26 protein-coding genes are annotated in these 24,065 nt (G+C 74.6%); 15 read left to right on the plus strand and 11 right to left on the minus strand.

Annotated elements, in window-relative coordinates; all coding sequences use genetic code 11:
- Positions 1 to 58 precede the first annotated feature (58 nt).
- From IE316_RS12820 to IE316_RS12835, 4 genes are read left to right on the plus strand one after another with little or no spacing between them, the layout of a single operon-like run.
- Positions 59 to 1,126, plus strand: coding sequence for a glucose-1-phosphate thymidylyltransferase (locus IE316_RS12820; RefSeq protein ID WP_190204386.1), 1,068 nt, complete (start codon positions 59 to 61; stop codon positions 1,124 to 1,126).
- Positions 1,123 to 2,103, plus strand: coding sequence for a dTDP-glucose 4,6-dehydratase (gene rfbB, locus IE316_RS12825; RefSeq protein ID WP_190204387.1), 981 nt, complete (start codon positions 1,123 to 1,125; stop codon positions 2,101 to 2,103). The genes IE316_RS12820 and rfbB overlap by 4 nt, the downstream gene beginning before the upstream one ends.
- Entirely contained in the window at positions 2,100 to 2,972 is an 873-nt protein-coding gene (rfbD, locus tag IE316_RS12830) for a dTDP-4-dehydrorhamnose reductase (RefSeq protein WP_190204388.1), read from the plus strand. Before rfbB ends, rfbD begins: the two co-directional genes overlap by 4 nt.
- Positions 2,969 to 3,772, plus strand: a complete 804-nt coding sequence (locus IE316_RS12835; protein ID WP_190204389.1) for a class I SAM-dependent methyltransferase — start codon at positions 2,969 to 2,971, stop codon at positions 3,770 to 3,772. The genes rfbD and IE316_RS12835 overlap by 4 nt, the downstream gene beginning before the upstream one ends.
- A 19-nt stretch (positions 3,773 to 3,791) precedes the next feature.
- On the opposite strand, the gene rfbC is transcribed toward IE316_RS12835, so the two are convergent.
- Complete coding sequence (rfbC, locus tag IE316_RS12840; protein WP_190204390.1) at positions 3,792 to 4,391, minus strand: dTDP-4-dehydrorhamnose 3,5-epimerase; 600 nt, start codon at positions 4,389 to 4,391, stop codon at positions 3,792 to 3,794.
- Between the two features lie 2 nt (positions 4,392 to 4,393).
- On the minus strand, positions 4,394 to 6,328 hold the full coding sequence (locus IE316_RS12845) for a glycosyltransferase family 2 protein (RefSeq protein WP_190204391.1): 1,935 nt from the start codon (positions 6,326 to 6,328) through the stop codon (positions 4,394 to 4,396).
- 171 nt (positions 6,329 to 6,499) lie between these two features.
- On the opposite strand from IE316_RS12845, the gene IE316_RS12850 reads away from it, so the two are divergent.
- Positions 6,500 to 7,000, plus strand: coding sequence for a metallophosphoesterase family protein (locus IE316_RS12850; RefSeq protein WP_190204392.1), 501 nt, complete (start codon positions 6,500 to 6,502; stop codon positions 6,998 to 7,000).
- 16 nt (positions 7,001 to 7,016) lie between these two features.
- Here the strand turns inward: IE316_RS12850 and IE316_RS12855 are convergent, their stop codons facing one another.
- A complete protein-coding gene (locus tag IE316_RS12855) occupies positions 7,017 to 8,777 on the minus strand; it encodes an ABC transporter ATP-binding protein (protein WP_190204393.1) in 1,761 nt (586 codons plus the stop codon).
- A gap of 120 nt (positions 8,778 to 8,897) precedes the next feature.
- Here IE316_RS12855 and IE316_RS12860 point away from each other — a divergent pair, with 120 nt between their 5' ends.
- The 3 genes from IE316_RS12860 to IE316_RS12870 all read left to right on the plus strand — a co-directional run bounded on the left by IE316_RS12860 (position 8,898) and on the right by IE316_RS12870 (position 11,629).
- A complete protein-coding gene (locus IE316_RS12860) occupies positions 8,898 to 9,986 on the plus strand; it encodes an S-(hydroxymethyl)mycothiol dehydrogenase (protein ID WP_190204394.1) in 1,089 nt (362 codons plus the stop codon).
- Entirely contained in the window at positions 9,986 to 10,615 is a 630-nt protein-coding gene (locus IE316_RS12865) for an MBL fold metallo-hydrolase (protein ID WP_190204395.1), read from the plus strand. The genes IE316_RS12860 and IE316_RS12865 overlap by 1 nt, the downstream gene beginning before the upstream one ends.
- 99 nt (positions 10,616 to 10,714) lie before the next feature.
- Positions 10,715 to 11,629 (plus strand): SDR family oxidoreductase, encoded by a 915-nt coding sequence (locus IE316_RS12870; RefSeq protein ID WP_190204396.1) that lies wholly within the window; start codon positions 10,715 to 10,717, stop codon positions 11,627 to 11,629.
- Here the strand turns inward: IE316_RS12870 and IE316_RS12875 are convergent.
- Positions 11,613 to 12,152, minus strand: coding sequence for a hypothetical protein (locus tag IE316_RS12875; protein ID WP_190204397.1), 540 nt, complete (start codon positions 12,150 to 12,152; stop codon positions 11,613 to 11,615). The two genes, IE316_RS12870 and IE316_RS12875, sit on opposite strands and share 17 nt — an antisense overlap.
- A gap of 176 nt (positions 12,153 to 12,328) precedes the next feature.
- On the opposite strand from IE316_RS12875, the gene IE316_RS12880 reads away from it, so the two are divergent.
- Entirely contained in the window at positions 12,329 to 12,514 is a 186-nt protein-coding gene (locus IE316_RS12880; protein WP_190204398.1) for a hypothetical protein, read from the plus strand.
- Positions 12,515 to 12,680: 166 nt separating this feature from the next.
- Here the strand turns inward: IE316_RS12880 and IE316_RS12885 are convergent, their stop codons facing one another.
- Positions 12,681 to 14,021, minus strand: coding sequence for a S1 family peptidase (locus IE316_RS12885; RefSeq protein WP_190204399.1), 1,341 nt, complete (start codon positions 14,019 to 14,021; stop codon positions 12,681 to 12,683).
- A 114-nt stretch (positions 14,022 to 14,135) separates the two neighbouring features.
- Here IE316_RS12885 and IE316_RS12890 point away from each other — a divergent pair, with 114 nt between their 5' ends.
- Positions 14,136 to 15,284, plus strand: a complete 1,149-nt coding sequence (locus tag IE316_RS12890; protein WP_190204400.1) for a MalY/PatB family protein — start codon at positions 14,136 to 14,138, stop codon at positions 15,282 to 15,284.
- A 52-nt stretch (positions 15,285 to 15,336) separates the two neighbouring features.
- Positions 15,337 to 15,741, plus strand: coding sequence for a PPOX class F420-dependent oxidoreductase (locus tag IE316_RS12895; protein ID WP_190204401.1), 405 nt, complete (start codon positions 15,337 to 15,339; stop codon positions 15,739 to 15,741).
- A gap of 7 nt (positions 15,742 to 15,748) precedes the next feature.
- Here IE316_RS12895 and IE316_RS12900 read toward each other — a convergent pair whose 3' ends face one another.
- Positions 15,749 to 16,165 (minus strand): Zn-ribbon domain-containing OB-fold protein, encoded by a 417-nt coding sequence (locus IE316_RS12900; protein WP_190204402.1) that lies wholly within the window; start codon positions 16,163 to 16,165, stop codon positions 15,749 to 15,751.
- 162 nt (positions 16,166 to 16,327) lie between these two features.
- Positions 16,328 to 17,065, minus strand: coding sequence for a TetR family transcriptional regulator (locus tag IE316_RS12905; protein ID WP_190204403.1), 738 nt, complete (start codon positions 17,063 to 17,065; stop codon positions 16,328 to 16,330).
- A gap of 104 nt (positions 17,066 to 17,169) precedes the next feature.
- On the opposite strand from IE316_RS12905, the gene IE316_RS12910 reads away from it, so the two are divergent.
- Both IE316_RS12910 and IE316_RS12915 read left to right on the plus strand, forming a co-directional pair.
- On the plus strand, positions 17,170 to 18,012 hold the full coding sequence (locus IE316_RS12910; protein ID WP_190204404.1) for a hypothetical protein: 843 nt from the start codon (positions 17,170 to 17,172) through the stop codon (positions 18,010 to 18,012).
- Between the two features lie 57 nt (positions 18,013 to 18,069).
- Entirely contained in the window at positions 18,070 to 18,558 is a 489-nt protein-coding gene (locus IE316_RS12915) for a flavin reductase family protein (protein ID WP_190204405.1), read from the plus strand.
- Between the two features lie 18 nt (positions 18,559 to 18,576).
- Here the strand turns inward: IE316_RS12915 and IE316_RS12920 are convergent, their stop codons facing one another.
- From IE316_RS12920 to IE316_RS12930, 3 genes are all read right to left on the minus strand, one after another.
- Positions 18,577 to 20,988 (minus strand): SpoIIE family protein phosphatase, encoded by a 2,412-nt coding sequence (locus IE316_RS12920; protein ID WP_373311167.1) that lies wholly within the window; start codon positions 20,986 to 20,988, stop codon positions 18,577 to 18,579.
- Positions 20,989 to 21,085: 97 nt separating this feature from the next.
- On the minus strand, positions 21,086 to 21,463 hold the full coding sequence (locus IE316_RS12925) for a hypothetical protein (protein ID WP_190204406.1): 378 nt from the start codon (positions 21,461 to 21,463) through the stop codon (positions 21,086 to 21,088).
- Positions 21,464 to 21,557: 94 nt separating this feature from the next.
- A complete protein-coding gene (locus IE316_RS12930; RefSeq protein ID WP_190204407.1) occupies positions 21,558 to 22,475 on the minus strand; it encodes a MurR/RpiR family transcriptional regulator in 918 nt (305 codons plus the stop codon).
- A gap of 116 nt (positions 22,476 to 22,591) precedes the next feature.
- Between IE316_RS12930 and IE316_RS12935 the strand changes: the two genes are divergently transcribed.
- Complete coding sequence (locus tag IE316_RS12935; RefSeq protein ID WP_190204408.1) at positions 22,592 to 22,771, plus strand: hypothetical protein; 180 nt, start codon at positions 22,592 to 22,594, stop codon at positions 22,769 to 22,771.
- Between the two features lie 51 nt (positions 22,772 to 22,822).
- Positions 22,823 to 23,227: a DUF3662 domain-containing protein gene (locus tag IE316_RS12940; protein WP_190204409.1), complete on the plus strand. Its 405-nt coding sequence runs from the start codon at positions 22,823 to 22,825 to the stop codon at positions 23,225 to 23,227.
- Positions 23,228 to 23,340: 113 nt separating this feature from the next.
- Here the strand turns inward: IE316_RS12940 and IE316_RS12945 are convergent, their stop codons facing one another.
- The gene (locus IE316_RS12945) at positions 23,341 to 23,994 is read right to left on the minus strand and encodes a nucleoside/nucleotide kinase family protein (protein ID WP_190204410.1); all 654 of its coding nucleotides are present in this window, start codon (positions 23,992 to 23,994) and stop codon (positions 23,341 to 23,343) included.
- Positions 23,995 to 24,065 lie beyond the last annotated feature (71 nt).

Consider the following 24,065-nt stretch of genomic DNA (forward strand, 5'->3'; position numbering starts at 1 on the left):
CTGCCCAGGCGCATCAACTAACGTTCCGTTCACCCGTATCGACAGTAGGGTGAACCAGATGAAGGCACTGGTGCTGTCCGGCGGCGCGGGCACCCGGCTGAGGCCCATCACACACACCTCGGCCAAGCAGCTCGTCCCCGTCGCCAACAAAGCTGTCCTGTTCTACGGACTGGAGTCCCTGGCCGAGGCCGGGATCACCGAGGTCGGCATGATCGTCGGTGATACCGCCGCGGAGATCGAGGAGGCGGTCGGCGACGGCTCGCGCTTCGGTCTGAAGGTCACGTACATCCCGCAGGAGCGCCCCCTGGGGCTGGCCCACGCGGTGCTCATCGCCCGGGAGTTCCTGGGCGACGACGACTTCGTCATGTACCTCGGGGACAACTTCATCGTCGGCGGCATCACCGGCCTCGTCGAGGAGTTCCGCGCGCACCGGCCCGACGCCCAGATCCTGCTGACCCGGGTCGCCGACCCGCGCTCCTTCGGTGTCGCCGAACTCGACGCCTCGGGGCAGGTGATCGGCCTGGAGGAGAAGCCCCGGCACCCCAAGAGCGACCTCGCGCTGGTCGGCGTCTACCTGTTCACGCCCGTCGTCCACGAGGCGGTGCGCGCCATCGAGCCGTCCTGGCGCGGGGAGCTGGAGATCACCCATGCCATCCAGCACCTCATCGACGCCCGCGCCGACGTGCGCTGCACGGTCATCGAGGGCTACTGGAAGGACACCGGTAACGTCGGCGACATGCTGGAGGTGAACCGGGCCGTCCTGGAGGGCATGGAGCGCCGCATCGACGGCGAGGTGGACTCCGCCTCCGAGTGCATAGGCCGGGTGGTGCTGGAGCCGGGCGCCCGCATCGAGCGCTCCCGCGTCGTCGGACCCGTCGTCATCGGCGCCGGCACCGTGGTCAGCGACTCCTACGTGGGACCCTTCACCTCCATCGCGGAGAACTGCCGGATCACCGACAGCGAACTGGAGTTCTCCATCGTGCTGCGCGACTCCTCGATCCTCGGGGTGGGCCGGATCGAGGCGTCGCTGATCGGCCGGCACGTGGAAGTGACCCCGGCACCCAGTGTGCCCAGCGCCCACCGACTCGTCCTCGGAGACCACAGCAAGGTGCAGATCCACTCATGAACCTCCTCGTCACCGGCGCCGCCGGGTTCATCGGCTCCCGCTACGTCCGCATGCTGCTCGACGACGACGCCGCCGGGGCGCCGCACGTCACCGTGCTGGACAAGCTCACCTACGCCGGCACCCGCACCAACCTCGAACCCGACCATCCGCGCCTGGAGTTCGTCCAGGGCGACATATGCGACGCCGACCTCGTCGACAAGCTGATGGCCGGCGCCGACCAGGTGGTGCACTTCGCCGCCGAGTCCCACGTGGACCGCTCCATCGCGGGCGCCGCCGACTTCGTCCGCACCAACGTGGTCGGCACCCAGACCCTGCTGGACGCCGCCCTGCGGCACGGCACGGGCACCTTCGTGCACATCTCCACCGACGAGGTGTACGGCTCCATCGACTCCGGCTCCTGGCCCGAGACCCACCCGCTCCAGCCCAACTCGCCCTACTCGGCGTCCAAGGCGTCCTCCGACCTGCTCGCGCTGGCCTACCACCGCACCCACGGCCTCGACGTCCGCGTCACCCGGTGCTCCAACAACTACGGCCCGCACCAGTTCCCCGAGAAGGTCATCCCGCTGTTCGTCACCAACCTCCTCGACGGCCGCAAGGTCCCCATCTACGGCGAGGGTCTGAACGTCCGGGACTGGCTGCACGTCGAGGACCACTGCCGCGGCATCGACCTGGTGCGCACCCAGGGCCGCCCCGGCGAGGTCTACAACATCGGCGGCGGCACCGAGCTGAGCAACCGGGAACTGACCGGGCTGCTGCTGGAGGCGTGCGGCGCGGGCTGGGACATGGTCGAGCACGTCGAGGACCGCAAGGGCCACGACCTGCGCTACTCCGTCGACTGGTCCAAGGCCCGCGACGAACTCGGCTACCGCCCCCGGCGCGACTTCGCCACCGGCCTCGCCGACACCGTCGCCTGGTACCGGGACAACCGCGCCTGGTGGGAGCCGCTGAAGCGGCGCGTCACCGGGGAGCCGACGTGAGGTGGCTGGTCACCGGCGCGGGCGGCATGCTCGGCCGGGACATGGTCGCGGAGCTGACCCGGCGCGGCGAGGACGTGGTCGCCGCCGGCCGCGCCGACCTGGACATCACCGAACCGGCCGCCCTGGAGGCCGCGTTCGCCGGGCACCGCCCCGACCTGGTGGTCAACTGCGCCGCGTACACGGCTGTCGACGACGCCGAGACCGACGAGGCCCGCGCCCTGGAGATCAACGGCGAGGGCCCCCGGCTGCTCGCCCGCACCTGCGCCGCGCACGGCGCCCGGCTGCTGCACGTCTCCACCGACTACGTCTTCGCCGGCGACCGCGACGCCGGGCCCTACCCGGAGGACCACCCCCCGGCCCCGCGCACCGCCTACGGCCGCACCAAGCTCGCCGGTGAGCGGGCCGTCCTGGAGGAACTGCCGGACGCGAGCGCCGTGGTGCGCACCGCCTGGCTCTACGGCGTCCACGGCCGCAGCTTCGTGCGCACCATGCTCGAACTGGAGGGCCGCCGCGACACCGTCGACGTCGTCGACGACCAGCGCGGCCAGCCCACCTGGAGCGCCGACGTGGCCGCCCGGCTCGCCGACCTCGGCCCGCTGGTCGGCCGCGGCGCCACCGGCGTCTACCACGCCACCGCCGCCGGCGAGACCACCTGGTACGGGCTGGCCCGGGAGGTCTTCGCCCTGATCGGCGCCGACCCGGACCGGGTGCGCCCCACCGGCAGCGCGGCCTTCCCCCGGCCCGCGCCCCGCCCCGCATACAGCGCCCTCGCCCACGGCCGCTGGCAGCACACCGGCCTGCCCGCGCCCCGCGACTGGCGTTCCGCCCTGCACGAGGCACTTCCCCGTATCCGCAAGGAGTCCAGTTGAAACGCCATGAGTTCCTGCGGGAACTGCACAAGGTCAGCGCCAACCGCAACTACCTGGAGATCGGCGTCAACGACGGCCGCAGCCTGACCCTCTCCAGGGTGCCCAGCATCGCCATCGACCCCGCCTTCAAGGTCGTCACCGAACTGCGCTGCGACGTCCACCTGGTGAAGGCCACCAGCGACGACTTCTTCGCCCGGGACAACCCGCTGGGACACCTCAAGGGCGGCCGGCACCCGCTGCGCAACCTGCGCCGGGGCCGCTCCCCGGTCGGCCACTGGCGCCGCACCACGCTGGACCTGTCCTTCATCGACGGCATGCACCTCTTCGAGTACGCGCTGCGCGACTTCATCAACGTGGAGAAGCACTCCGACTGGGCCAGCGTGATCGTCCTGGACGACATGCTGCCGCGCAACACCGACGAGGCCGCCCGCGACCGCCACACCGACGCCTGGACCGGCGACGTCTACAAGGTCACCGAGGTGCTGAACCGGTACCGGCCCGACCTGGTCACCGTCCTGGTCGACACCAAGCCCACCGGCCAGTTGGTGGTCTTCGGCGCCGACCCGGGCAACACCGTGCTCAAGGACAAGTACGACGAGATCATGGCCGAGTACCTGGTCGAGGACCCGCAGAAGGTCCCCGAGAGCATCCTGGAGCGGACCGGCGCGGTGCCGCCCCAGGCCCTGCTGGAGGCGGGGTTCTGGGGCCGGCTCGTCAAGGCCCGCAACCTCGGCCTGGGCCGCGCCAAGGGCTGGGAGCCGCTGCGCCGCTCCCTGGAGCAGGTCGGCGTCAGCCGCTAGCGGCCGCCCGGCCCGCCCGCTACGACCGGCCGCGCAGCCGGTCGTAGTGGGCGGTGCAGGCCGCGTACGAGGGCAGCAGCCCGGCCCGCTCGGCCTCGGCCAGCGACGGCGCGGCGGCGTCCTTCTCGGACAGCACCGGCTCGATGCCGCCGGGCCAGTCGATGCCCAGGTCCGGGTCGAGGGGGTGCACCCCGTGCTCACGGCCGGGGGCGTACCCCGTCGAGCACAGGTACACCACCGTCGCGTCGTCGGTGAGCGCCATGAAGCCGTGCCCGAGCCCCTCGGCGAGGAACACCGCGTGCCGGTTCTCCTCGTCCAGGCGCACCGCCTCCCACTGCCCGTAGGTGGGGGAGCCGGTGCGCAGGTCGGCCACCACGTCCAGGACCGCGCCGCGCACACAGGTGATGTACTTGGCCTGGCCGGGCGGTACGTCGGAGAAGTGCACCCCGCGCAGCACCCCCCGCCGGGAGACCGAGCAGTTGGCCTGCGCGAGGCTCAGGTCGTAGCCGGTGGCCTCGCGGAACTCGGGGCCCCGGTACCACTCGTGGAAGCTGCCCCGGTGGTCGGGGAAGATTTTCGGCTCCAGTACCCAGGAGCCGGCTATGTCCAGTGATCGCACCCTCACGTCCTCACTTTCCTGATCCGGGCGGCCGCCTTGGCGACGACGGCGCCGAGCAGCCGGCGGGCCCCGCGCGCCAGTTGCAGGGCCGGTCCGGGGCGGGGCCCGGGGCCCACCCGTACCGTGTCGCCGGTCCCGCGCAGCGACTGCGGCAGCGCGTGGAAGCGGGGCCGGGCGGCGTCCGGGGCCAGGCACACGGCGGTCCGCCATACCCCGCCGGCCGGTACGGCGGCGGGCAGCACGGCCGTCAGCCCGGACCGCGCCGGGTCGGGCGTCGGCGCCAGGGTCGCGGGCACGTCGAGGGTGCGGCCGGCCGAGGCGAGCCGCAGCAGCACCGCGGTCTCGCCGGGCACGTACAGCGGGAGCCGGGCGCTGAAGCGGTCGCCGGTCACGGAGAGGTCGGCGCCGGGCAGCCCGAGGCGCCGGGTGGAGGCGGCGTGGTCCAGCGAGAGGTTGCGGTGCGGGGTGGTCCAGTACGGCAGGACCTCGCGTCCGGCGACCACGCCGGCGACCGGCTCCGGCCGGCCGGCGGGCGGCACCGGGCCGAGCCGGCACTCCTTGGTCCAGCCGCCCAGCTTGATCCGGGCCACCGCGTCCCACACCCCGGTGCCGGGCAGCGTCCCCGGGTCGACGGTGGCGGTGGCGCGCAGCGTCAGCCGCACCCGCCCGTCCTGCCCGGCCGGGACCGCCTCGCGGGTGAACTCCACGGGCTGGAAGTGCTGGGCGGCGCTGGCGCGTTCGCGCAGCAGCAGATCGGCGGTGGCCGCCGGGAACCGGGCGGCGGTCTGCGCGCCCACCCAGGCGATCGCCTCGGCGACGTCCTTCGGCGGCCCGTCCAGGGGCGTGGCGACCGCGTCGGCGGGGAAGGTCATCGGCTGCCCGGCCGAGGCGTACTCGGCGGTGAACTCGATCCGCAGCGTCCCGTCCCGCCAGGTCACGGCCCCCGGGGTGGTGCGGGGCGCGATGGCCGCCTCCCACTCGGCGAACGCGACGACGTCCTCGTACCGGTCGGCGGCGGTCAGCGCGGCGACCACCTGCTGGGTGGGCTGGAGCGCGGCGGCCACCCCGGGCCCGAAGCGCTCCACGACGACCTGGTGGATCTCCCGGAAGAGTTCGCGGCGGTAGTCGTCGGGCAGCGCCAGCAGCCGCTTGCCGCGCAGCCGTTCGACCATCTCGTTGCGCAGCCAGCGCCGGAACAGCCGGTCGCGCAGCGCCCCCGGCTCGGTGTACTTCTCCACCACGTCCAGGGCCTCGCGCAGGTTGGCGAAGTAGCCGACCGGGTCGAAGCGCTGGAAGCCCGCGTTGGACGCGTCGTCCCGCCGGACGTGGTAGTAGCAGACGTAGTCGCTGAGCACCGAGATGTTCTCGGCGCGCAGATACGCCTCGGTCACGAAGACGTGGTCCTCCAGGCGCCGCCGGCCCTCGGGGAACCGCAGCCCGATCCGGTCCAGGAACTCCCGGCGGACCATCTTGTGCGGGGTGAGGCTGTCGATCAGCGGGGCGTTGGCGAGGGTGGCGCGCGGATGGTTGCGGCGGAACAGCTCCACCGGCACCGGGCGGCCCTTGCCGGCCATTTTGCCGACCACGACATCCGCCCCGTTGGCCACCCCGTAGTCGTACATCCGTTCCAGGGCTTCGTCGCCCAGGTAGTCGTCGTTGTCGACGAACATGACGTACTCGCCCCGGGCGGCGGCGATGCCCACGTTACGGGGTTTGCCGGACCAGCCGGAGTTCTCCTGGTGGATGACCCGCATCCGGGGGTCCTCGGCGGCGAGCGCGTCGAGTCGGGCCGGAGTGGCGTCGGTGGAGCCGTCGTCGACGAAGACCACCTCGTACTCCTCCGGAGGCAGCGACTGCCGCTGGAGCGAGGCGATGCAGTCCTCGATGTAGGTCCCGGGGTTGTAGACGGGAACGATGACGCTGACCTTGACCGGCATCGGGCTTGGGCCCCCCTGGGTCTCTTGCCGTTCACGTGCTGGTGTCGCGAGGTGGGCCCGATGCTAACCCGACCGCCGCGGGCCGCCGCCCCCGGGCCGGTGTCGAGACCCTTCCGTGAGCCGGCCGCCGTCCGACCGGCCGCCCCCGGCCCGCGCGGTTACGCTGGCCCGGTGCGCCTGCTGATCATGTCCGACACCCATCTGCCCAAGCGCGCCCGGGAGCTGCCCGCCCCGCTGCTGGCCGAGCTGCCCCGCGCCGATGTCGTCCTGCACGCGGGGGACTGGGTGGACGCGGCCACCCTGGACCTGCTGGAGCGCCGCAGCCGCCGGCTCCTCGCGGTGTACGGCAACAACGACGGGCCGGAGCTGCGGGCCAGGCTGCCGGAGGTGGCCTACGCGGACCTCGGCGGCCTGCGCTTCGGCGTGGTCCACGAGACCGGCCCCGCCCAGGGCCGGGAGGCCCGCTGCGCGGCCCGCTTCCCCGACCTGGACGTGCTGGTCTTCGGGCACAGCCACATCCCCTGGGACACCACCGCCGACAGCGGCCTGCGGCTGCTCAACCCCGGCTCACCGACCGACCGCCGCCGCCAGCCGTACTGCACCTACCTGACCGCGACGGCCGCCGGCGGACGGCTCGCCGACGTCGAACTGCACCGGCTGCCGCGCCGCTAGACCCGCCGCGCCGGGGTCAGGACCGGGAGCCGGCCGCGAGGAACTGGGTGGCCGCCAGCTCCGCGTACAGCGGGTCGGCGCCGACCAGTTCGCGGTGGGTGCCGACCGCGCGGACCCGCCCGGCGTCCATCACCACGATCCGGTCGGCCATCGTCACCGTGGACAGCCGGTGCGCGACCACCAGCACCGTGGTGGCGCGGGCCACGTCGGCGACGGTGTCGCGCAGCGCCGCCTCGTTCACCGCGTCCAGTTGCGAGGTGGCCTCGTCCAGCAGCAGCAGCCGGGGGCGGCGCAGCAGGGCCCGGGCGATCGCCACCCGCTGCCGCTCGCCGCCCGACAGCTTGGTGCCGCGGTGCCCGACCAGCGTGCCCAGCCCGTCCGGCAGCCGGGCCACCAGCCCGTCCAGCCGGGTCGTGCGCACCACCCGGGCGATCGCGTCCTCGTCGGCGTCCGGGTTGCCGAGCAGCAGGTTGTCGCGCAGCGAGCCGGAGAGCACCGGCGCGTCCTGCTCGACGTAACCGATCGCGGCGCGCAGCAGCGGCAGCTCCCAGTCGGCCAGGTTCCGTCCGTCGAGGGTTATCTCGCCGGACTCGGGGTCGTAGAACCGTTCGATGAGGGAGAACACGGTCGTCTTGCCCGCGCCGGACGGGCCGACGAACGCCGTCATGCCCCGGGCGGGCACCGAGAACGTCACCCCGTGGTGGACGTAGGGCAGGTCCCCGGCGTACCGGAAGCGCACGTCGCGGAAGGCGACGGCGGCCGGTCCGGCGCCGGGGGAGGGCAGCGGGGCGGCGCGCCCCGGCGGCTCGGCGGGCAGGCGCAGCGCCTCCTGGATGCGGACCAGGGCCGCCGCGCCCGTCTGGTACTGGGTGACCGCGCCGATCACCTGCTGGAGCGGGGAGATCAGGAAGAACACGTACAGCAGGAACGCGACCAGCGTGCCGATGTCGATGGCTCCGGTGGCCACCCGCGCCCCGCCCACGGCGAGCACGGTGATGAAGGCGACCTGGAGGGCCAGGCCCGCGGTGTTGCCGGCCGCCGCCGACCACTTGGCGGCGCGCAGGCTCTGCCGCCAGGACTCCTCGGCGGCCTCGTGCAGCGCCCGTTCCTCCCGGCGCTCGGCGCCCGACGCCTTCACCGTGCGCAGCGCCCCGAGCACCCGCTCCAGCGCCGCGCCCATCACCCCGACGGCCTGCTGGGCCCGCTTGCTCGCCCGGTTGATGCGCGGCGCGATCAGCCCGATCACCACACCCGCGCCCGCGATCACCAGCACGGTGACGCCGAGCAGCACCGCGTCGACCAGGCCCATCATCACGACCGTCGCCGCCAGGGTGAGCCCGCCGGTGGCGAACCCGACCAGGGACTCGGTGGTGACCGTGCGCAGCAGGGTGGTGTCGGAGGTGATCCGGGCCATCAGATCGCCCGGCTCGGTGCGGTCCACGGCCGCGATCCGCAGCCGCAGCAGATACGAGGACAGGGCGCGGCGCGCGCCCAGGACCACCGACTCGGCGGTGCGCCGCAGCACGTAGGCGCCGAGCGCGCCCACCACCGCGTTGACGACGACCAGGGCCGTCATGGCCAGCAGCGCCCCGGCGATGGCCCGGTCGTGCGACAGGTCGTCGATCAGTCCCCGGGCCACCAGCGGCAGCAGCAGCCCGGTCGCCCCGGTGAGCAGCGACAGCACGGCACCGCCCAGCAGGGTCCAGCGGTGCGGCCGTACGTAGCCCAGGAGCAGCCGCCAGGGCGGCGGGCCGGGCTCGGAGGCGGTGAGGGTCACGGGCGCTCCTTCGCGCGGGTCGGCGGACGGGCCCCAGGCTACGTCGGCGATCCCTTGCCGATCGGTTGCGCGTAAGGTCGGCAGCGACGACGGACAGCGGCCGAGGAAAGGGTCAGCACCATGGCGCAGGAAGTACGCGGCGTGATCGCACCGGGCAAGGACGAGCCGGTGCGGATCGAGACGATCGTCGTGCCCGATCCGGGTCCGGGCGAGGCCGTGGTCCGCGTCCAGGCGTGCGGGGTCTGCCACACCGACCTGCACTACAAGCAGGGCGGCATCAGCGACGACTTCCCGTTCCTGCTCGGCCACGAGGCGGCGGGCGTGGTGGAGTCGGTGGGCGCGGGCGTCACCGACGTGGCCCCCGGCGACTTCGTGATCCTGAACTGGCGCGCGGTCTGCGGCAAGTGCCGGGCCTGTCTGCGCGGGCGGCCCTGGTACTGCTTCGACACCCACAACGCCGAGCAGAAGATGACCCTGGCCGCCACCGGGCAGGAGCTGTCCCCGGCGCTGGGCATCGGCGCCTTCGCCGAGAAGACCCTGGTCGCGGCCGGGCAGTGCACCAAGGTGGACCCGGCGGTCGCCCCGCAGGTGGCCGGGCTGCTGGGCTGCGGGGTGATGGCCGGCATCGGCGCCGCCCTCAACACCGGCCAGGTGGGCCGGGGCGACACCGTCGCCGTGATCGGCTGCGGCGGCGTCGGCGACGCGGCGATCGCCGGGTCGTACCTGGCGGGCGCGGCGAAGGTGATCGCGGTGGACATCGACGACCGCAAGCTGGAGACGGCCCGGACGATGGGCGCCACCCACACCGTCAACTCCCGGGAGACCGACCCCGTCGAGGCGATCCGCGAGCTGACCGGCGGCTTCGGCGCCGACGTGGTCATCGAGGCGGTCGGCCGGCCCGAGACGTACCGGCAGGCGTTCTACGCCCGTGACCTGGCCGGCACGGTCGTCCTGGTCGGGGTGCCCACCCCGGAGATGAAGCTCGAACTGCCGCTGCTGGACGTCTTCGGCCGCGGCGGGGCGCTCAAGTCCTCCTGGTACGGCGACTGCCTGCCCTCCCGGGACTTCCCGATGCTGATCGACCTGCACCTCCAGGGCCGCCTGGACCTGGGCAAGTTCGTCACCGAGACGATCCGCCTGGACGAGGTCGAGACGGCCTTCGCGCGGATGCACTCCGGTGACGTGCTGCGCTCGGTGGTGGTGCTGTGATGGCCGCCCGCATCGAACGCCTCGTCACCTCCGGGCAGTTCAGCCTCGACGGCGGCACCTGGGACGTCGACAACAACGTCTGGCTGGTCGGCGACGACCACGAGGTGATCGTCATCGACGCCGCCCACGACGCCGACGCCATCGCCGAGGCCGTCGGGGACCGGCGGCTGACCGCCATCGTGTGCACCCACGCCCACGACGACCACATCGGCGCCGCCCCCGCCCTGGCCGAGCGCACCGGCGCCGTCATCTGGCTGCACCCCGACGACCTGCCCCTGTGGCGGCGCACCCACCCCGACCGCGACCCCGACGCCTGGCTGGCCGACGGCCAGGTGATCGAGGCGGCCGGCGCCGATCTGACGGTGCTGCACACCCCGGGGCACGCGCCGGGCGCCGTCTGCCTGTACGATCCCGGCCTCGGCGCCGTCTTCACCGGCGACACCCTCTTCCAGGGCGGGCCCGGCGCCACCGGCCGCTCCTTCTCGCACTTCCCGACGATCATCGACTCGATCCGCGGCAAGCTGCTCACCCTCCCGGCCGCCACCCGCGTCCTCACCGGCCACGGCGACCCGACCACCATCGGCGACGAAGCCCCCCACCTGGACGAATGGATCGCCCGCGGCCACTGACGGCCGATCACCGGGAAACGGCCCGGAAAAGGCGACAGAAGATGTCCGGCTTCCCGGACACCCTCGACCAGGAACCACGAGGACCACGGGAGGCCGTACATGTCAGCACCGCTCACGGGCAAGGTCGCACTCGTCGCCGGGGCGACCCGGGGCGCCGGACGGGGCATCGCCGTCGAACTCGGCGCCGCCGGCGCCACCGTGTACGTCACCGGCCGCAGCACCCGGGCCCGGCGCTCGGAGTACGACCGGCCGGAGACCATCGAGGAGACCGCCGAGCTGGTCACCGCGGCCGGCGGCCACGGCATCGCCGTACCCGCCGACCACCTGGACCCGGAGCGGGTCCGGGCGGTGGTGGACCGGATCGACCGGGAACAGGGCCGCCTGGACGTCCTGGTCAACGACATCTGGGGCGGCGAACTGCTCTTCGACTGGGAGGCCCCCGTCTGGGAGCACGACCTCGACAAGGGCCTGCGGCTGCTCCGGCTCGCCGTCGAGACCCACGCGATCACCAGCCACCACGCCCTGCCGCTGCTGCTGCGCCGCCCCGGCGGCCTGGTCGTCGAGGTCACCGACGGCACCGCCGACTACAACCGCGACCACTACCGCGTCTCGTTCTTCTACGACCTCGCCAAGACCGCCGTCCTGCGCATGGGGTTCGCCCTCGGCCGGGAACTCGGGCCGCGCGGCGCCACCGCCGTCGCCCTCACCCCGGGCTGGATGCGCTCCGAGATCATGCTGGACCACTTCGGCGTCACCGAGGACACCTGGCGCGACGCCCTGGCGAAGGTCCCGCACTTCGCCATCTCCGAGACGCCCCGCTACGTGGGCCGGGCCGTCGCCGCCCTCGCCGCCGACCCCGGGGTGAGCCGCTTCAACGGCCGGTCCCTGTCCAGCGGCGGCCTCGCCCAGGAGTACGGCTTCACCGACCTGGACGGCAGTCGCCCGGACGCCTGGCGCTACATCGTCGAGGTCCAGGACCCGGGCAAGCCGGCCGACGTCACCGGCTACCGCTGACGGTCGGCACCGGCCAGCGCGCGGGATGGCCCGGCGGCAGCGCCAGGTCCTCGCGTACGGCCGCGTAGTACCGCTCCCGGGCGGAGCGCTGCCGTCCCAGCAGCACCTGCCAGGCGTCCGGGTCCCGGGTCCCCGCGCGCAGGAACCGCTCCATCTCCATGGCCGCCGCCACCCAGAGCCGGGCCCGCTCCACCACCTCGGTGCTGCCCAGCAGGAGCAGCGCCTCCCCGGCCGGGTCCCGGGCCTGGGCGGCCTCGGCCATCAGCGGCGCCGCCTCCTCGGGCGTCAGCGGATGCGGGTGCGGGTCGTTGCCCAGGTGGGCGGCGACCCGGTAGGTCAGCGTCACCGACCGCTTGAGGGCCCTCGCGAAGTCGCTGTAGACGGCGAGCCGGCGCTCCTCCCAGCGGGCGGCCGTCTCCCGCCGCAGCCGCACCCGGTCACTGCGGACCACCGCCAGGTACGAACCCAGCGCACCGATGACGACGCCGATCAGCGCGGGCAGTTGTCGTACGAACTCGGCCATGGAGGCACGCTATCCGCCCGGGCCGGTCCCCGGGCAGGACCCCGAAGTACGGGACCGCCCACCGCCCCGGGCCTGAACTGCCGTACGGCCCGGGGCATATGGACGTGACAAGAGACACGGTCCGTTATGTCCGTTTAACTCGTGATTACTCACGGCGTCTTCACCTCGCGCGCCGTATGCTTCACAGCATGTCCACCACTGTTGAACCCTCTTCCGAGCGATCGGCTGACGAGGTCAACGAGGAGATCCGGGCCCTGTGGCGCCGGTCGGGCGGGACACTGAGCGTCGAGCAGCGCGAGGAATACCAGCGGCTCGTCCTGGAGTGGGCCGCCGCGGCCCCGCAGCGGGTGAGCGCCGCCTGACCGGCGGCCGGGCCTTCCTCCTCGTCGCACCTTACCCCCCCGCCCGGGGCACTCCGCCCCGGGCCCCTGCCCTCCTCACCGCCTCGACCGTCCCGTACGGCACCGGCGGCGCGCTGCCTGCCGCCGCCACGGTGCCGGGGCACGGCATTCCCCCCGCACCCCTCCGTCAGCGCCAAGTCGCCGAGTACTGCCGCCGGTAGGCGCCCCGCTCCGCCTCCGCGCGCAGCCGGCGGGTCGCGGCCAGCGCGATCAGGCTACCCGCGACGATCAGCAGACCGGGGCCGACGGCCCGGCCGCCGGTGAGGCGGCCCAGCGGCGTCTCCGCCTCCCGGCCCCCTGCCCCGGGCGGGGCCGTCTGCGGGGCGGTGCCCCCGGCGGCGGCCGGCGCCGACGGTGCGGGCGTCCCCGGCGCCGCGGTGACCAGGCGCACCCCGAGCGAGGCCAGCGCCTCCCGCACCGGCTGGAAGAACGTCGTACCGCCCTCGGCGCAGTCACCGTTGCCGCCCGAGGTCACGCCGAGCGCGACGCCCTCCGAGAACATCGGGCCGCCGCTGTCCCCGGGCTCCGCGCACACGTCCGTCTCGATCAGCCCGGTGACCGTGCCCTCCGGATAGTTCACCGTCGCGTCCACCGCCGTCACCCGCCCGGCGCGCAGCCCGCTGGTGCTGCCGCTGCGGAACACCCGCTGCCCCACGGCCGGATCGCCCGCGCCCGTGATCCGCACCCCCTTCCCGTCCCCGACCGCGACCACGTCGGCCCCCGCGCCCGCCCGGCCCCCGGCGTACTCCACCAGCGAGAAGTCGTCGCCCGGGAAGCTGCCCGCGACCGTCTCCCCGACCTCCCGGCCGCCCCCGTCGCCGGCGAACCACACCGACCCGGACGGACCGCAGTGACCGGCGGTGAGGATGAAGTCGCGGTCGCCGTCGGTCACGTTGAACCCCGCCGAACACCGCCCGGCCGCCGACAGGATGGGCAGCGCCCCGTTCAGCCGCGGCGTGAACACGCCCTCGGTGCGCTTCATCCGCACGAACCCGCCGATGCCCTCCGCGACCCGCGTCAGCCGCGACCAGTCCCCGGGGGAGACGGTGCTGTCGCCGCGGACCACCACCTCGTTGGCGCGGTAGTCCACCGCCCACGCCGTGCCCGCCACCCGGGGGGCCGCGCGCAGCGCCGCCGTCGCCGACCGCAGCTCGCTCATGCTGTGCCGCACCAGCTTCGCGCCGGCGCCCGCGCGGCGGACCGCCGCGGCGCCGTCCGCGTCGGTGACCGCGACCACCGGCCGCCCGTCCGCGCCCACCCAGTGACCCGCCGTACGGGAGGCGCCCAGCGTCCGCGCCAGGGCGGCGCCGGTCCCCGCGGCCGGCCCGGCCAGGGCGCGCGGCGCCCCCGGCGGGCCCCCGGGTCCGCCCGCCACCGCCGTGGTCACCATCGTGCCCCCGAGCAGGAGACCCCCGACGGCCGCCAGCCGTACCGCCCGCCCAAGGACGCGTCGTCGTGCCCGTCTCATGGTTGCGCTCCTCTACGGCCGCAGTCGCGGCGCCCGCCGGAGGCCGGGCGTCCGGTCTCCCGTACGTCTCCCGGGACCCGGGCGTTCAGCGCGCCGGCGACCTATCGTGGGCCCATGACGAACCCCTTGCGCGTCCTCACCCTCGACGACCTCAGGCGCCGCACCAGCATGAAGTGGCGCACCTACCCCGAGGACGTACTGCCGCTGTGGGTGGCCGAGATGGACGTGCCGCTGGCCGAACCGGTCGTACGGGCCGTCGCGGAGGCGATGGAGCGCGGCGACACCGGCTACGCCGCCGGCACCGGCTACGCCGAGGCGCTGGCCGCGTTCGCGGGCAAGCGCTGGGGCTGGGACGGGCTCGCGGTGGACCGCACGGCGATCGTCCCCGACGTGATGCTGGGCGTGGTGGAGATGCTGAGGCTGGTGACCGGCCCCGGCGACCCGGTGATCGTCAACCCGCCCGTCTACCCGCCGTTCTTCGCCTTCGTGACCCACCTGGACCGGCGGATCGTCGAGGCGCCGCTCGGGCCGGACCTGCGACTGGACCTCGCCGCTCTGGAGGACGCCTTCCGGCGGGCCGTCGGCGGCGGCGGCCGGGCCGCCTACCTGCTGTGCAGCCCGCACAACCCGACCGGCACCGTGCACACCGCCGGGGAACTCGCCGCCGTCGCCCGCCTCGCCGAGCGGTACGGCGTCCGGGTCGTCGCCGACGAGATCCACGCGCCGCTGGTCACCGGCGGCGCGCGGTTCGTGCCGTACCTGAGCGTGCCCGGCGCGGAGCGCGGACTGTCGCTGATGTCGGCGTCCAAGGGCTGGAACCTGGCCGGGCTCAAGGCCGCCCTCGCCGTGGCCGGCCCCGGCGCCGCCGCCGACCTGGCCCGGCTGCCCGAGGAGGTCGGCGACGGACCCAGCCACGTCGGTGTGCTCGCCCACACCGCCGCCCTGCGCGACGGCACCGCCTGGCTGGACGCCCTGCTCGCCGGGCTCGACGAGAACCGGCGGCTGCTCACCCGCCTGCTGGCCGAGCGGCTCCCCGGCATCGTGCACCGCGCCGGGGAGGCGACGTACCTGGCCTGGCTGGACTGCCGCGCCCTGGGCCTCGGCGACGACCCCGCGGAGGTCTTCCTGCGCCGGGGCCGGGTGGCGCTCAGCCCGGGTCCCGACTTCGGCACCGGGGGCGCCGGGCACGTCCGGCTCAACCTCGCCACCACGCCCGAGGTGCTCACCGAGGCGGTACGCAGAATGGCCGCCGCCGTGTCCTGAACCGCACCGGCCCTCTCGTCCCGCGGTGCGGGCGGGCCTAGACTCGCTGACCATGGACGAGGCGTCGCTGGCCCGGCTCGGCGCGGGCAAGTACCTGCTGCTGACCACCTTCCGGAAGAACGGCACCCCGGTCGCCACCCCGGTGTGGGTGGTCCGGGACGGCGACGCGCTCGGTGTGTGGACCGTCGCCGGCTCCGGGAAGGTCAAACGCGTCCGCAACCGCCCCGACGTCCTGATCGGCCCCTGCGATCTGCGCGGCCACCCGACCGGCGACCAGCGGCCCGCCACCGCCGAGATCGGCGACCAGGCCACCGTCGCCCGCTACCGCGCCCTGATCGCCCGCAAGTACGGCCTGACCGGCCGGCTCACCCTGCTCGGCAGCAGGCTGCGCCGGGGCCTGAACGGCACGGTCGGCATCCGCCTCACGCTGAACGAGTCCAGCACCGACCGCACCTGACGCCCTGTCAGGTCCAGGCGCGGTACGGCTCGTCGACCAACTGGAAGACCGGCTCGCCCCGCACCGGGTCCTTCACCGTCGACAGCCGCACCCGGTCCCCGCTGTGGATGCCGATGAGCGGGCCCATCACCCGGCCGCGCACCACGAAGCCCTCGGCCATCTCGATCAGCGACACATTGCGGGCGACGGGCGTGTTGCGGTGCGCCACGGTGGAGTGCCGCACCGTGCCCGTGCCCTTGCTGCGCTCGGTCCGCAGATCGCTGCCCCGGCAGACCGGACAGAGCAGCCGGTGGTACATGGCGGTGCCGCACCAGGTGCAGCGCTGGAAGAGCAGGCCCTGCTCGGTGTCCTGGGCCCCCGGTTCCAGGACGCCCGTCGCGGAGCCGACGGCCTGCTGAGCGGCGCTTCCTGAGGGGTGGTACACGCTGGTCAACTCCCTGCACTCGGCCGGAAACCCGCGTGCGCGGTCACCGGGCACGCGTGTGCGCGGTGCGTCGTGCCACCGTGCACGGCATCAGCGTATGGCACTGAGTGACACCCGTAAAGGCACTGCGTATCACCTCCGGGGGTGGCCGGGCGGAACCGGTCAGCTCCGGCCGAGCGCGGACTCCAGCTCCCGCACCACCCGCCACAGCGGCGCGTCCCGGCGCGCGACCACGACCACCACGTCCTCGGGCCGCTCGCCGCGCGGCGCCGGAGGCGTGCCGCCGAACGCCGACCGCACCTGCCCGAGCGCGTGGTCCACCGCCGCCACCGCGTCGCCCCGCCCGTCGGCGCGCAGCCAGGAACGCAGCGCGTTGTTGTGCGCCGCGACCACCGCCGCGGCGATCACGTCCGCCCGCAGCGCCCCGTCCGGGCGGCCGGCCAGCCGGGTGCGCAGATACCCGGCGAGGGCGCGCTGGTAGCGCCACACCACCGACAACTCGTAGGCGCGCAGCCCCGGCACCTCCTTGGTGAGCCGGTAGCGCTGCACCGAGAACGCCGGGTTCCTGGCGTACATGCGCACCACCAGCCGGGCCGCGTCGCACACCCGGCCCATCGGTTCGGCGTCGGGGGGAGAGGCGGCCAGGAAGGCGGTCAGGCCGGCCAGGCACCCCTCGTGGTCGGGGAAGACCACGTCCTCCTTGGACGGGAAGTACCGGAAGAACGACCGCCGTCCGACCCCCGCGAGCGCCACGATGTCGTCGACCGTGGTCCGTTCGTAGCCCCGCTCCAGGAAGAGCCGGAACGCCGCGTCGACCAGGGCGTCCCGCATCGGCGGCCGGCCGGCCGGGCCCGGCGCCTTCCCGCCGCGGCGGGCCGCCGCACTGCTGGAGCTGCTCATGGCGCGAACGTAGCACCGGCCCGGCCCCCGTGGCACGCGGTGCCGGACAGAGAGGAACCGAGTCCCCCGTTACGATCGTTGCCCGCCGTCCCCGAGGAGTCCCCGTGCCGCCCCGCCGCCCCCGCGTCCTGTACGTCACCGACCTGGCCTACCCGGCGCGCGGCCGGCGCTACGGCGACGAGGACGTGTTCCTCACCGCACGACTGCGCGAGGAGTTCGACCTGGCGCTGTGCCATCCGCGCGACGCCGCCGCCCTGCTGGACGCCTTCGACGCCGTGGTGGTCCGCAACAGCGGACCGGTGCTCGCCCACCCCGAGGCGTACGCCGCCTTCCGCCGCCGCGCGGCCGAGCGGGGCACCCGCGTCTACAACCCGCTCTCGGGCCGCGCCGACATGGCCGGCAAGCAGTACCTCGTCGACCTGACCGCGGCCGGCTTCCCGGTCATCCCGACCGTGGACCGCGCCGAGCACCTGTCCCGGCTGCCCGCCGCCGACCGGTACGTGGTCAAGCCCAAGCTGGGCGCCGACTCCCTGGGCCTGCGGACCGTCGGCGCCGACGCGGCGCGCGAGGCGCTGGCCGGGGCGGACGGCACCCTGCTCGCCCAGCCCCGGATCGACTTCGTCCACGAGGTCTCCTTCTGCTTCGTCGACCACGCCTTCCAGTACGCCCTCCGGGCCCCGGACCCGGCCCGCCGCTGGGACCTGCGGCCCTTCGAACCCACCGCCGAGGACCTGGCGTTCGCCCGCCGGTTCATCGACTGGAACACCCTCGACCACGGCATCCAGCGCGTCGACGCCTGCCGCACCCGCGACGGCGGCCTGCTCCTGGTCGAACTGGAGGACCTCAACCCGTACCTGTCCCTGGACGCCCTCGACGAGCCCCGCCGGGACGCCTTCGTCACCGCCTGGACGGCCTCGCTGCACCGGTTCCTCGCCGCCGGGAGGTGAGCCGGGCCGCCGGCGCGGGCAGGCGGGGAGGGAAACGGCGAGAGGAGTTCGGTGGACATGACGGCGGCGGACGCGTTCATCGGCCAGCTCGATCCCGACATGTGCGTGGTGACGGCCGCGGCGCGCGGGGAGCGGTCCGGCTGCCTGGTCGGCTTCGCCTCGCAGTGCTCGCTCGACCCGGTGCGGTTCGTCGTCTGGATCTCCCGGGTCAACCGCACCTTCCGGGTGGCCCGCCGCGCGGAGGTGCTCGCCGTCCACCTGCTCGCCCGCGACCAGTACGCCACCGCCGAGCTGTTCGGCGGCCGGACCGGCGACCGCACCGACAAGTTCCGCGAGGTCCGCTGGCACGAGGGGTACGGCGGTGCCGTCGTCCTGGACGATGTGCAGGCGTGGTTCGTCGGCCGGGTGGTACGGCGGATCGACGGCGGCGACCACGTCGGGTTCGTCCTCGACCCGGTCGACGACGGCGCCCCCGCGGCGGCCGAGCGGCCGCTGCTGCGGCTGACCGGCGCGCACACCATCGAGGCGGGCCACCCGGCGGACTGAGCCACCCGGTGGGCCGGACTACCCGTCCGGGTCCTCGTCGTCCGGGTGCGGCACCCGGATGTCCAGCACGCACACGTCGTCCCGCCGCTCCCGGCCCTCCAGCAGTGCCGTCAGGATCCGCCCCAGGGAGCCGGTGTCGGCCCGGGGCGCCGCGGCGGCCCGCGCCAGCCGCTCCAGACCCAGGTCGATGTTCTCCGGGGGCCGCTCCACCAGCCCGTCCGTGTAGAGGATCAGCCGGTCGCCCGGCCGCAGCACGCACGCGTACTCCTCGTAGGCCGGTGCCGCGCTCGCGCCGAGCAGCACGCCCCGCGGCCGGTCGAGGTAGCGGGCGGTGCCGTCGCGCACCAGCAGCGGCGGCGGATGGCCCGCCTGCGCCCACACCAGCCGGTGCCGGCGCCGCTCGTAGCGGCCCAGCACCATGCTGGCGGTGCCGTGCGCGTCGCGGGAGTGCAGCAGCAGCGTGTTCAGCCGGGTCAGCGCGCCGGTCAGCGAGGAGCCGGTGATGACCATGCCCTTGGCGGCGAAGCGGAGCTGCGCCATCGTGGCGACCGCGTCGACGCTGTGTCCGGCGACGTCCCCGACCACCAGCAGCGCGTCCCCGTCGGGCAGTTCGATGGCGCTGAACCAGTCGCCGCCGACGTGCACCCCGGCCTGCGCGGGCAGGTAGGCCACCTCCACCCGCAGCCCGGACAGCCGCACCGGCTCCTCGGGCAGCGGCAGCAGCGCGTGCTGGAGCCGGGCGGCCAGGGTGCGCTCGGCCCGCAGCACGTCGTGCTGGGTCAGCATCGCCCGCTCGCTCTCCACCAGGGCCAGCTCGACCCGGCGCCGCGCCGTCAGGTCCTGTACGAAGCCGTGCACCGCGACGGGCGTGCCGCCGGCGTCGGTGGCGGCCTCGGCGACGAACCGCACATGCCGCACCCCGAGCGGCGTCCGGCTGCGGAACGGCACGTCACAGGGCCGGCCGTGGTGCAGCAGGCCCTCGACGGCGCGGTCCACCTCGGGCCGGTCCTCGGGCTGGGCCAGCGCGGGCAGGTCGCCGAGGCGGACCGGGCCGCGCACCGGGTCCCGGCCGAAGATGGCGAAGACCTGCGTGGACCAGCCCGCCTCATGGGTGACCAGGTTCCAGTTGGCCCAGCCCAGGTTGCCCAGCCGCTGGAGGTCGGCCAGCCGCTGCTCCTGCCGGTCGGAGGAGTCGTGCCGGACCCAGGTGAGCATCAGCCCGCCGCCCAGCGGAACCACCCGAACGGAGTACATGGAGAGTTCCGCGGCGCCCGCCACGACACCCTGATGGGCGAACGGCTCGCCCTCGTAGGGCTCCCCGGTGGCCAGCGCGTTCAGACAGGCCGGCCAGAGCGGCTCGCCGGCCAGCGCCGGGAAGCACTCCAGGAACCGCCGGCCGGCCAGCGTCTCACCGCCGCGGCCGGCCAGGCCGGCCGCCTGTCCGGTCGCCGCGTCGATGCGCAGGTCCCGGACCTCGCCCGAGGCCCCGCGCAGCGGCGTCAGCAGCATCGCGGCGACCGGGAGGGTGTCCAGGACCCGCTGGACGGTCTCGGCGTCGGCGGCCGTGGCGGCCTCCCGGCGCACGCCGTAGGTGCGCAGCGGTCCCGCGCAGAGCCGGGCGACGGCCCGCAGATGGTCCCGGGCGGCGGGGGAGAAGGGCCCGGCCCGGCGGCGGAGCACCCCCAGGCAGAACTCGGCCGTGCCGCCCCCGGCGCCCTCGGGCACCGGCAGCCAGGCCCGGGACCGCCAGCGGCCGGGCGGGTCGCCGATCAGCAGATACCGCTGGCTGTCCCGCTCGAAGTCCTCGAGCCAGCGCGGCTCACCGGAGCGCAGCGTGTCCGGTGCGGCCATCCCGGCCAGCGGGGGCACCTGCCGCCACTGCGCGGCCAGTATGGCGTCGATCCCGGCGTGCCCGGCCAGCTCCAGCGCCCCGGAGGACAGCTTGGAGTAGAGCAGCACGGCGTCCGCGCCGACGTCCGGGGCGAGGTGCTCCAGCAGGCAGCGGGCCAGGTCCTGCGGGGAGCCGACGCGGACCAGGGCCTTGGCGAGGCGGGTCAGCGCGGCGGAGACGTCGTCGGAGGCGGGCGCCGCCGGGGGCACGGTCCCGGCGGGGGCCGCCGCGGCCTCGGCGAGGTGGGGGTCGTCGGCCGCGGGCAGCGGCGGGCCCAGTCCGCCGAGGGTGGTCCAGCACTCCTCCAGCAGGCTGTGCCCCCGGGTCTTCGCCCGCTGCGCCAGGGCCTCGCGCGCCTCGTCGGCGGAACACCCGGTCAGCGCCATCACCGCGCCCTTGGCCCGTTCCAGCACCGCGGAGGTCGCGGCCCGGTCGAGCAGCCGGTCCATCTCGGCACGCTGGTTGGCGACGGCCTTGGACAGGGTCTCCAGGTCGGGCGCGGCGCCGGTCCCCGCCGGCGTGGCGTGCTCGCTCGTCACGTGTTGAGCATCGCACACCGGACCCCGTTCGAAGACCGTTCGGCCGCCGCCGGTCAGCCGGGCCCCGGCACCGGCCCGCCGGCCGTGCGGGCCGGGCTCAGCGGCCCGGGCCGGGCAGCTCGGTCAGCGCCTCGGTGACCGCGCGGACGCTGCGGGCGATGTGCTGGAGCTGGCGCAGTTCCGCCGCGTACAGCTTGATGGTGTGCTCGATGACCGACTCCGGCAGGCCGAGCCGGGGCAGGTCGGCCCGCGCGGTCTGCAGGGCGGTGCGGGCCACCCGGATCTCCTGCTGGACCTGGAGCTGGGCGTGCCGGGCGAGCAGCACGGGGTGGCGCAGCAGCGCCGGGTAGCCGCCGTAGCGGGCCGGCACCAGCTCGCGCAGCCACCTGACCGCCGAGCGCTCCCAGTCGAAGCTGCCGGGGGTCTTGACCTGGCACGGCCAGTCCGGGCGGGTGCGCGTGGACGTCAGGGGCATGCACGGAAGTATTGATATATGCCGTGCACTTTGCAAGAAGCATGAAAACATTCATGTACGCCGGGCGGCACCCCGCCGGTTCGCTCCCGCCGGCTCAGTCCCGCAGGAAGAACTGGCGCTGCTCGGCGATCTGCTCGTACTCCTCCAGCCGGGCCTGGGTCCGCTCCGGATCGGCGTCCGTCATCGCCTGGAGCAGCGCCGCGCACATCACGCCCGGCGCCGCGTAGGAGTCGAAGACCAGCCGGGAGCCGGTGCCGGTGGCGAAGGTCACGTCGGCCTCGTCCACCACCGGCCCGAACGCCAGATCGGTGATCAGTGCCACCTTCAGCCCGGCCTCCCGCGCCACCCGCACGGCCAGCAGCGTCTCCTGCGCGTGCCGGGGCATCGAGAACGCCAGCACCCAGGTGCCGCCCGCCGCCCGCGCCTGGAGCAGGGCGTCGTAGGCCACGCTGCCGCCCCGGGTGACCAGCCGTACGTCGGGATGGATGCGGCGGGCGGCGTAGGCGAAGTACTCGGCCAGCGAGACGGAGATGCGCAGCCCGAGCACGGTCAGCGGCGTCGACTCCGACAGTTGCCGCCCGGTGTCGATCACCCCGTCGGGGTCGGCGAAGTCCCGCCGCAGGTTCTCCAGATGGGCGATCTCCGCGTCCACCGCCGCCTGCAGTTCGTTGCCGCGGATCTCCTCGGCGGGGGCGCCGGAGCGGGCGCCGAGCGCGAGGGACTGCAGCCGCTCGCGCAGCGCGGGGTAGCCGCTGAAGCCGACCGCCGAGGCGAACCGGGTCACCGACGGCTGGCTCACCCCGACCCGCTCGGCGAGGTCGGTGATCGACAGGAACGCCGCCTCGGTGAGGTTCTCGATCAGGTACTGGGCGATGCGCCGCTGTCCCGGGGAGAGACGGGGCCGGTCGAACAGCGTCCGGAGCCGGGCGGCCGGGGAGACCTCCGCCGGGGGAGCGGTCCGTCCCGAGGTGATCGCGGACGCCTGTGCGCGTGCCTGCTGCGGCGATGGCACCGGTGCGCCTCCTTCGTCTCCCAGGGAGGTTCAACATAGCTCAAGGGATATCCGCGCCCGGCCCGGGAACCCGCAGCCAGGTAAGAACCCGGCACGACGGACGAGGAGCCGCCGCGATGACCGTTCCCGAAGAGAACCGCCCCAAGACCGACACCACCGACGAGGTCCTGGAGAAGACCACCCGCGAGCACGGCCAGGACGAGCACGGGGACCGGGCGGCCGGCGCCACCGGCCGCACCCTGCGCGAGGCCCTGGAAGAGGCGCACGTGCGCCCCGACGACTACGACGACCAGTGACGCGCCGGCTGACGGCGACCGCCCCCGCGACCCTCGGCAGGTGACGACGGCATGGGCGCACTCAGCGCTTTGGAAGCAGCCCTGGAACACCGGATGGCGGCCCTGTGGGGGAGAGTCTTCGGCAAGGAATCCGTCGAACTCCTGAACGCCCTGCATGCCGAGTGCGACAGCAACGCCGTGGTCTGCGCCGAGGGCCGGGTGCTGGTCCCCAACGCCTACGACGTGGCGCTCGCCGACGGCGTCCACGAGGAGCTGAACCGGCGGGGCGGCCGGGTGGGCCAGGCGATCACCGACAGCCTGGCCCGGCACGCCGAACGGCACGGCTACGAGTGGGCGGGCCCCCTCGCGGTGCACATCGCCCGCTCCGACGACGTGCCCAACGGCCGCTACCGCGTGGCGAGCCGGGTTATGCCGCACGTCCGCGCGGACGGCTTCCCGCACGCGTCGGGCGGCTGAGGCGGTCGCCCGACGCGGGCATCGCGGACCGACTGGATTACGGCGTACCCGGGGGCGCGAGTGCGCGCGCCCCCGCCGCGACAGTCCCGGCCACCGGCGGGAGGCCCCTGCCGTCAGGCCGTCCGGCGCCCCACCACCCCCGGCACCACCAGGTCGGCCCGGTCCCGGGTGGCCGCGACCAGGTCGGCGTTGCGCTGGTCGCTGCCGAGCACCCAGGCCACCGCGGCCTCGTGGGACTTGCCGAACTCCTCGTGCCGGGCGACCAGCCGGCGGATCCGTGTCTCCTCGTCGGCCTCGCAGAACCACACCTCGTCCAGCAGCGGACGCACCCGTGCCCACGGCCCGCTGTCCAGCAGCAGGTAGTTGCCCTCGGTCACCACCAGCCGGGCCTCCGGCGGCACCGGCAGCGCCCCGGCGATCGGCTGCTCCAGGACGCGTTCGAATCCCGGCGCGTAGACGGTCTCGCCGTCCTCGTCGGCGCGCAGCCGCCGCAGCAGCGCCGCGTACCCGGCCGCGTCGAAGGTGTCGGGGGCGCCCTTGCGGTCGCGGCGGCCGAGCCGGTCCAGTTCGGCGTCGGCGAGGTGGAAGCCGTCCATCGGGACGTGCGCCGCCCAGGGCGCGCCGTCCCCGTTCAGCTCCCGCACCAGGGCCTCGGCGAGGGTCGTCTTGCCCGCGCCCGGTCCGCCGGCGATACCGAGGATCGCGCGCCGGCCGGTCCCGGTCAGGGCGCGGGCACGGGCCAGGAGGTCGTCGAAAGTGATCGGCACACCCCGAGTGTGTCACCCGTCCCCGTGTCGGGGACCACCCGTTGGGAGGCGCCCGCGCGGGGAACTGTCAC

The organism is Streptomyces fumanus (assembly GCF_014655295.1).
In the GTDB taxonomy this organism is placed as follows: domain Bacteria; phylum Actinomycetota; class Actinomycetes; order Streptomycetales; family Streptomycetaceae; genus Streptomyces; species Streptomyces fumanus.

What these genes read in the sequence shown, in the direction of transcription:
- IE316_RS12860 (WP_190204394.1), top strand. Translation starts at nt 8,898, where the DNA reads ATGGCGCAGGAAGTACGCGGCGTGATCGCACCGGGCAAGGACGAGCCG.
- IE316_RS12890 (WP_190204400.1), top strand. Translation starts at nt 14,136, where the DNA reads ATGACGAACCCCTTGCGCGTCCTCACCCTCGACGACCTCAGGCGCCGC.
- IE316_RS12875 (WP_190204397.1), bottom strand. Translation starts at nt 12,152, where the DNA reads ATGGCCGAGTTCGTACGACAACTGCCCGCGCTGATCGGCGTCGTCATC.
- IE316_RS12940 (WP_190204409.1), top strand. Translation starts at nt 22,823, where the DNA reads ATGGGCGCACTCAGCGCTTTGGAAGCAGCCCTGGAACACCGGATGGCG.
- IE316_RS12865 (WP_190204395.1), top strand. Translation starts at nt 9,986, where the DNA reads ATGGCCGCCCGCATCGAACGCCTCGTCACCTCCGGGCAGTTCAGCCTC.
- IE316_RS12870 (WP_190204396.1), top strand. Translation starts at nt 10,715, where the DNA reads ATGTCAGCACCGCTCACGGGCAAGGTCGCACTCGTCGCCGGGGCGACC.
- IE316_RS12845 (WP_190204391.1), bottom strand. Translation starts at nt 6,328, where the DNA reads ATGCCGGTCAAGGTCAGCGTCATCGTTCCCGTCTACAACCCCGGGACC.
- IE316_RS12820 (WP_190204386.1), top strand. Translation starts at nt 59, where the DNA reads ATGAAGGCACTGGTGCTGTCCGGCGGCGCGGGCACCCGGCTGAGGCCC.
- IE316_RS12895 (WP_190204401.1), top strand. Translation starts at nt 15,337, where the DNA reads ATGGACGAGGCGTCGCTGGCCCGGCTCGGCGCGGGCAAGTACCTGCTG.
- IE316_RS12925 (WP_190204406.1), bottom strand. Translation starts at nt 21,463, where the DNA reads ATGCCCCTGACGTCCACGCGCACCCGCCCGGACTGGCCGTGCCAGGTC.
- IE316_RS12880 (WP_190204398.1), top strand. Translation starts at nt 12,329, where the DNA reads ATGCTTCACAGCATGTCCACCACTGTTGAACCCTCTTCCGAGCGATCG.
- rfbB (WP_190204387.1), top strand. Translation starts at nt 1,123, where the DNA reads ATGAACCTCCTCGTCACCGGCGCCGCCGGGTTCATCGGCTCCCGCTAC.
- IE316_RS12915 (WP_190204405.1), top strand. Translation starts at nt 18,070, where the DNA reads ATGACGGCGGCGGACGCGTTCATCGGCCAGCTCGATCCCGACATGTGC.
- IE316_RS12935 (WP_190204408.1), top strand. Translation starts at nt 22,592, where the DNA reads ATGACCGTTCCCGAAGAGAACCGCCCCAAGACCGACACCACCGACGAG.
- IE316_RS12905 (WP_190204403.1), bottom strand. Translation starts at nt 17,065, where the DNA reads ATGAGCAGCTCCAGCAGTGCGGCGGCCCGCCGCGGCGGGAAGGCGCCG.
- IE316_RS12885 (WP_190204399.1), bottom strand. Translation starts at nt 14,021, where the DNA reads ATGAGACGGGCACGACGACGCGTCCTTGGGCGGGCGGTACGGCTGGCG.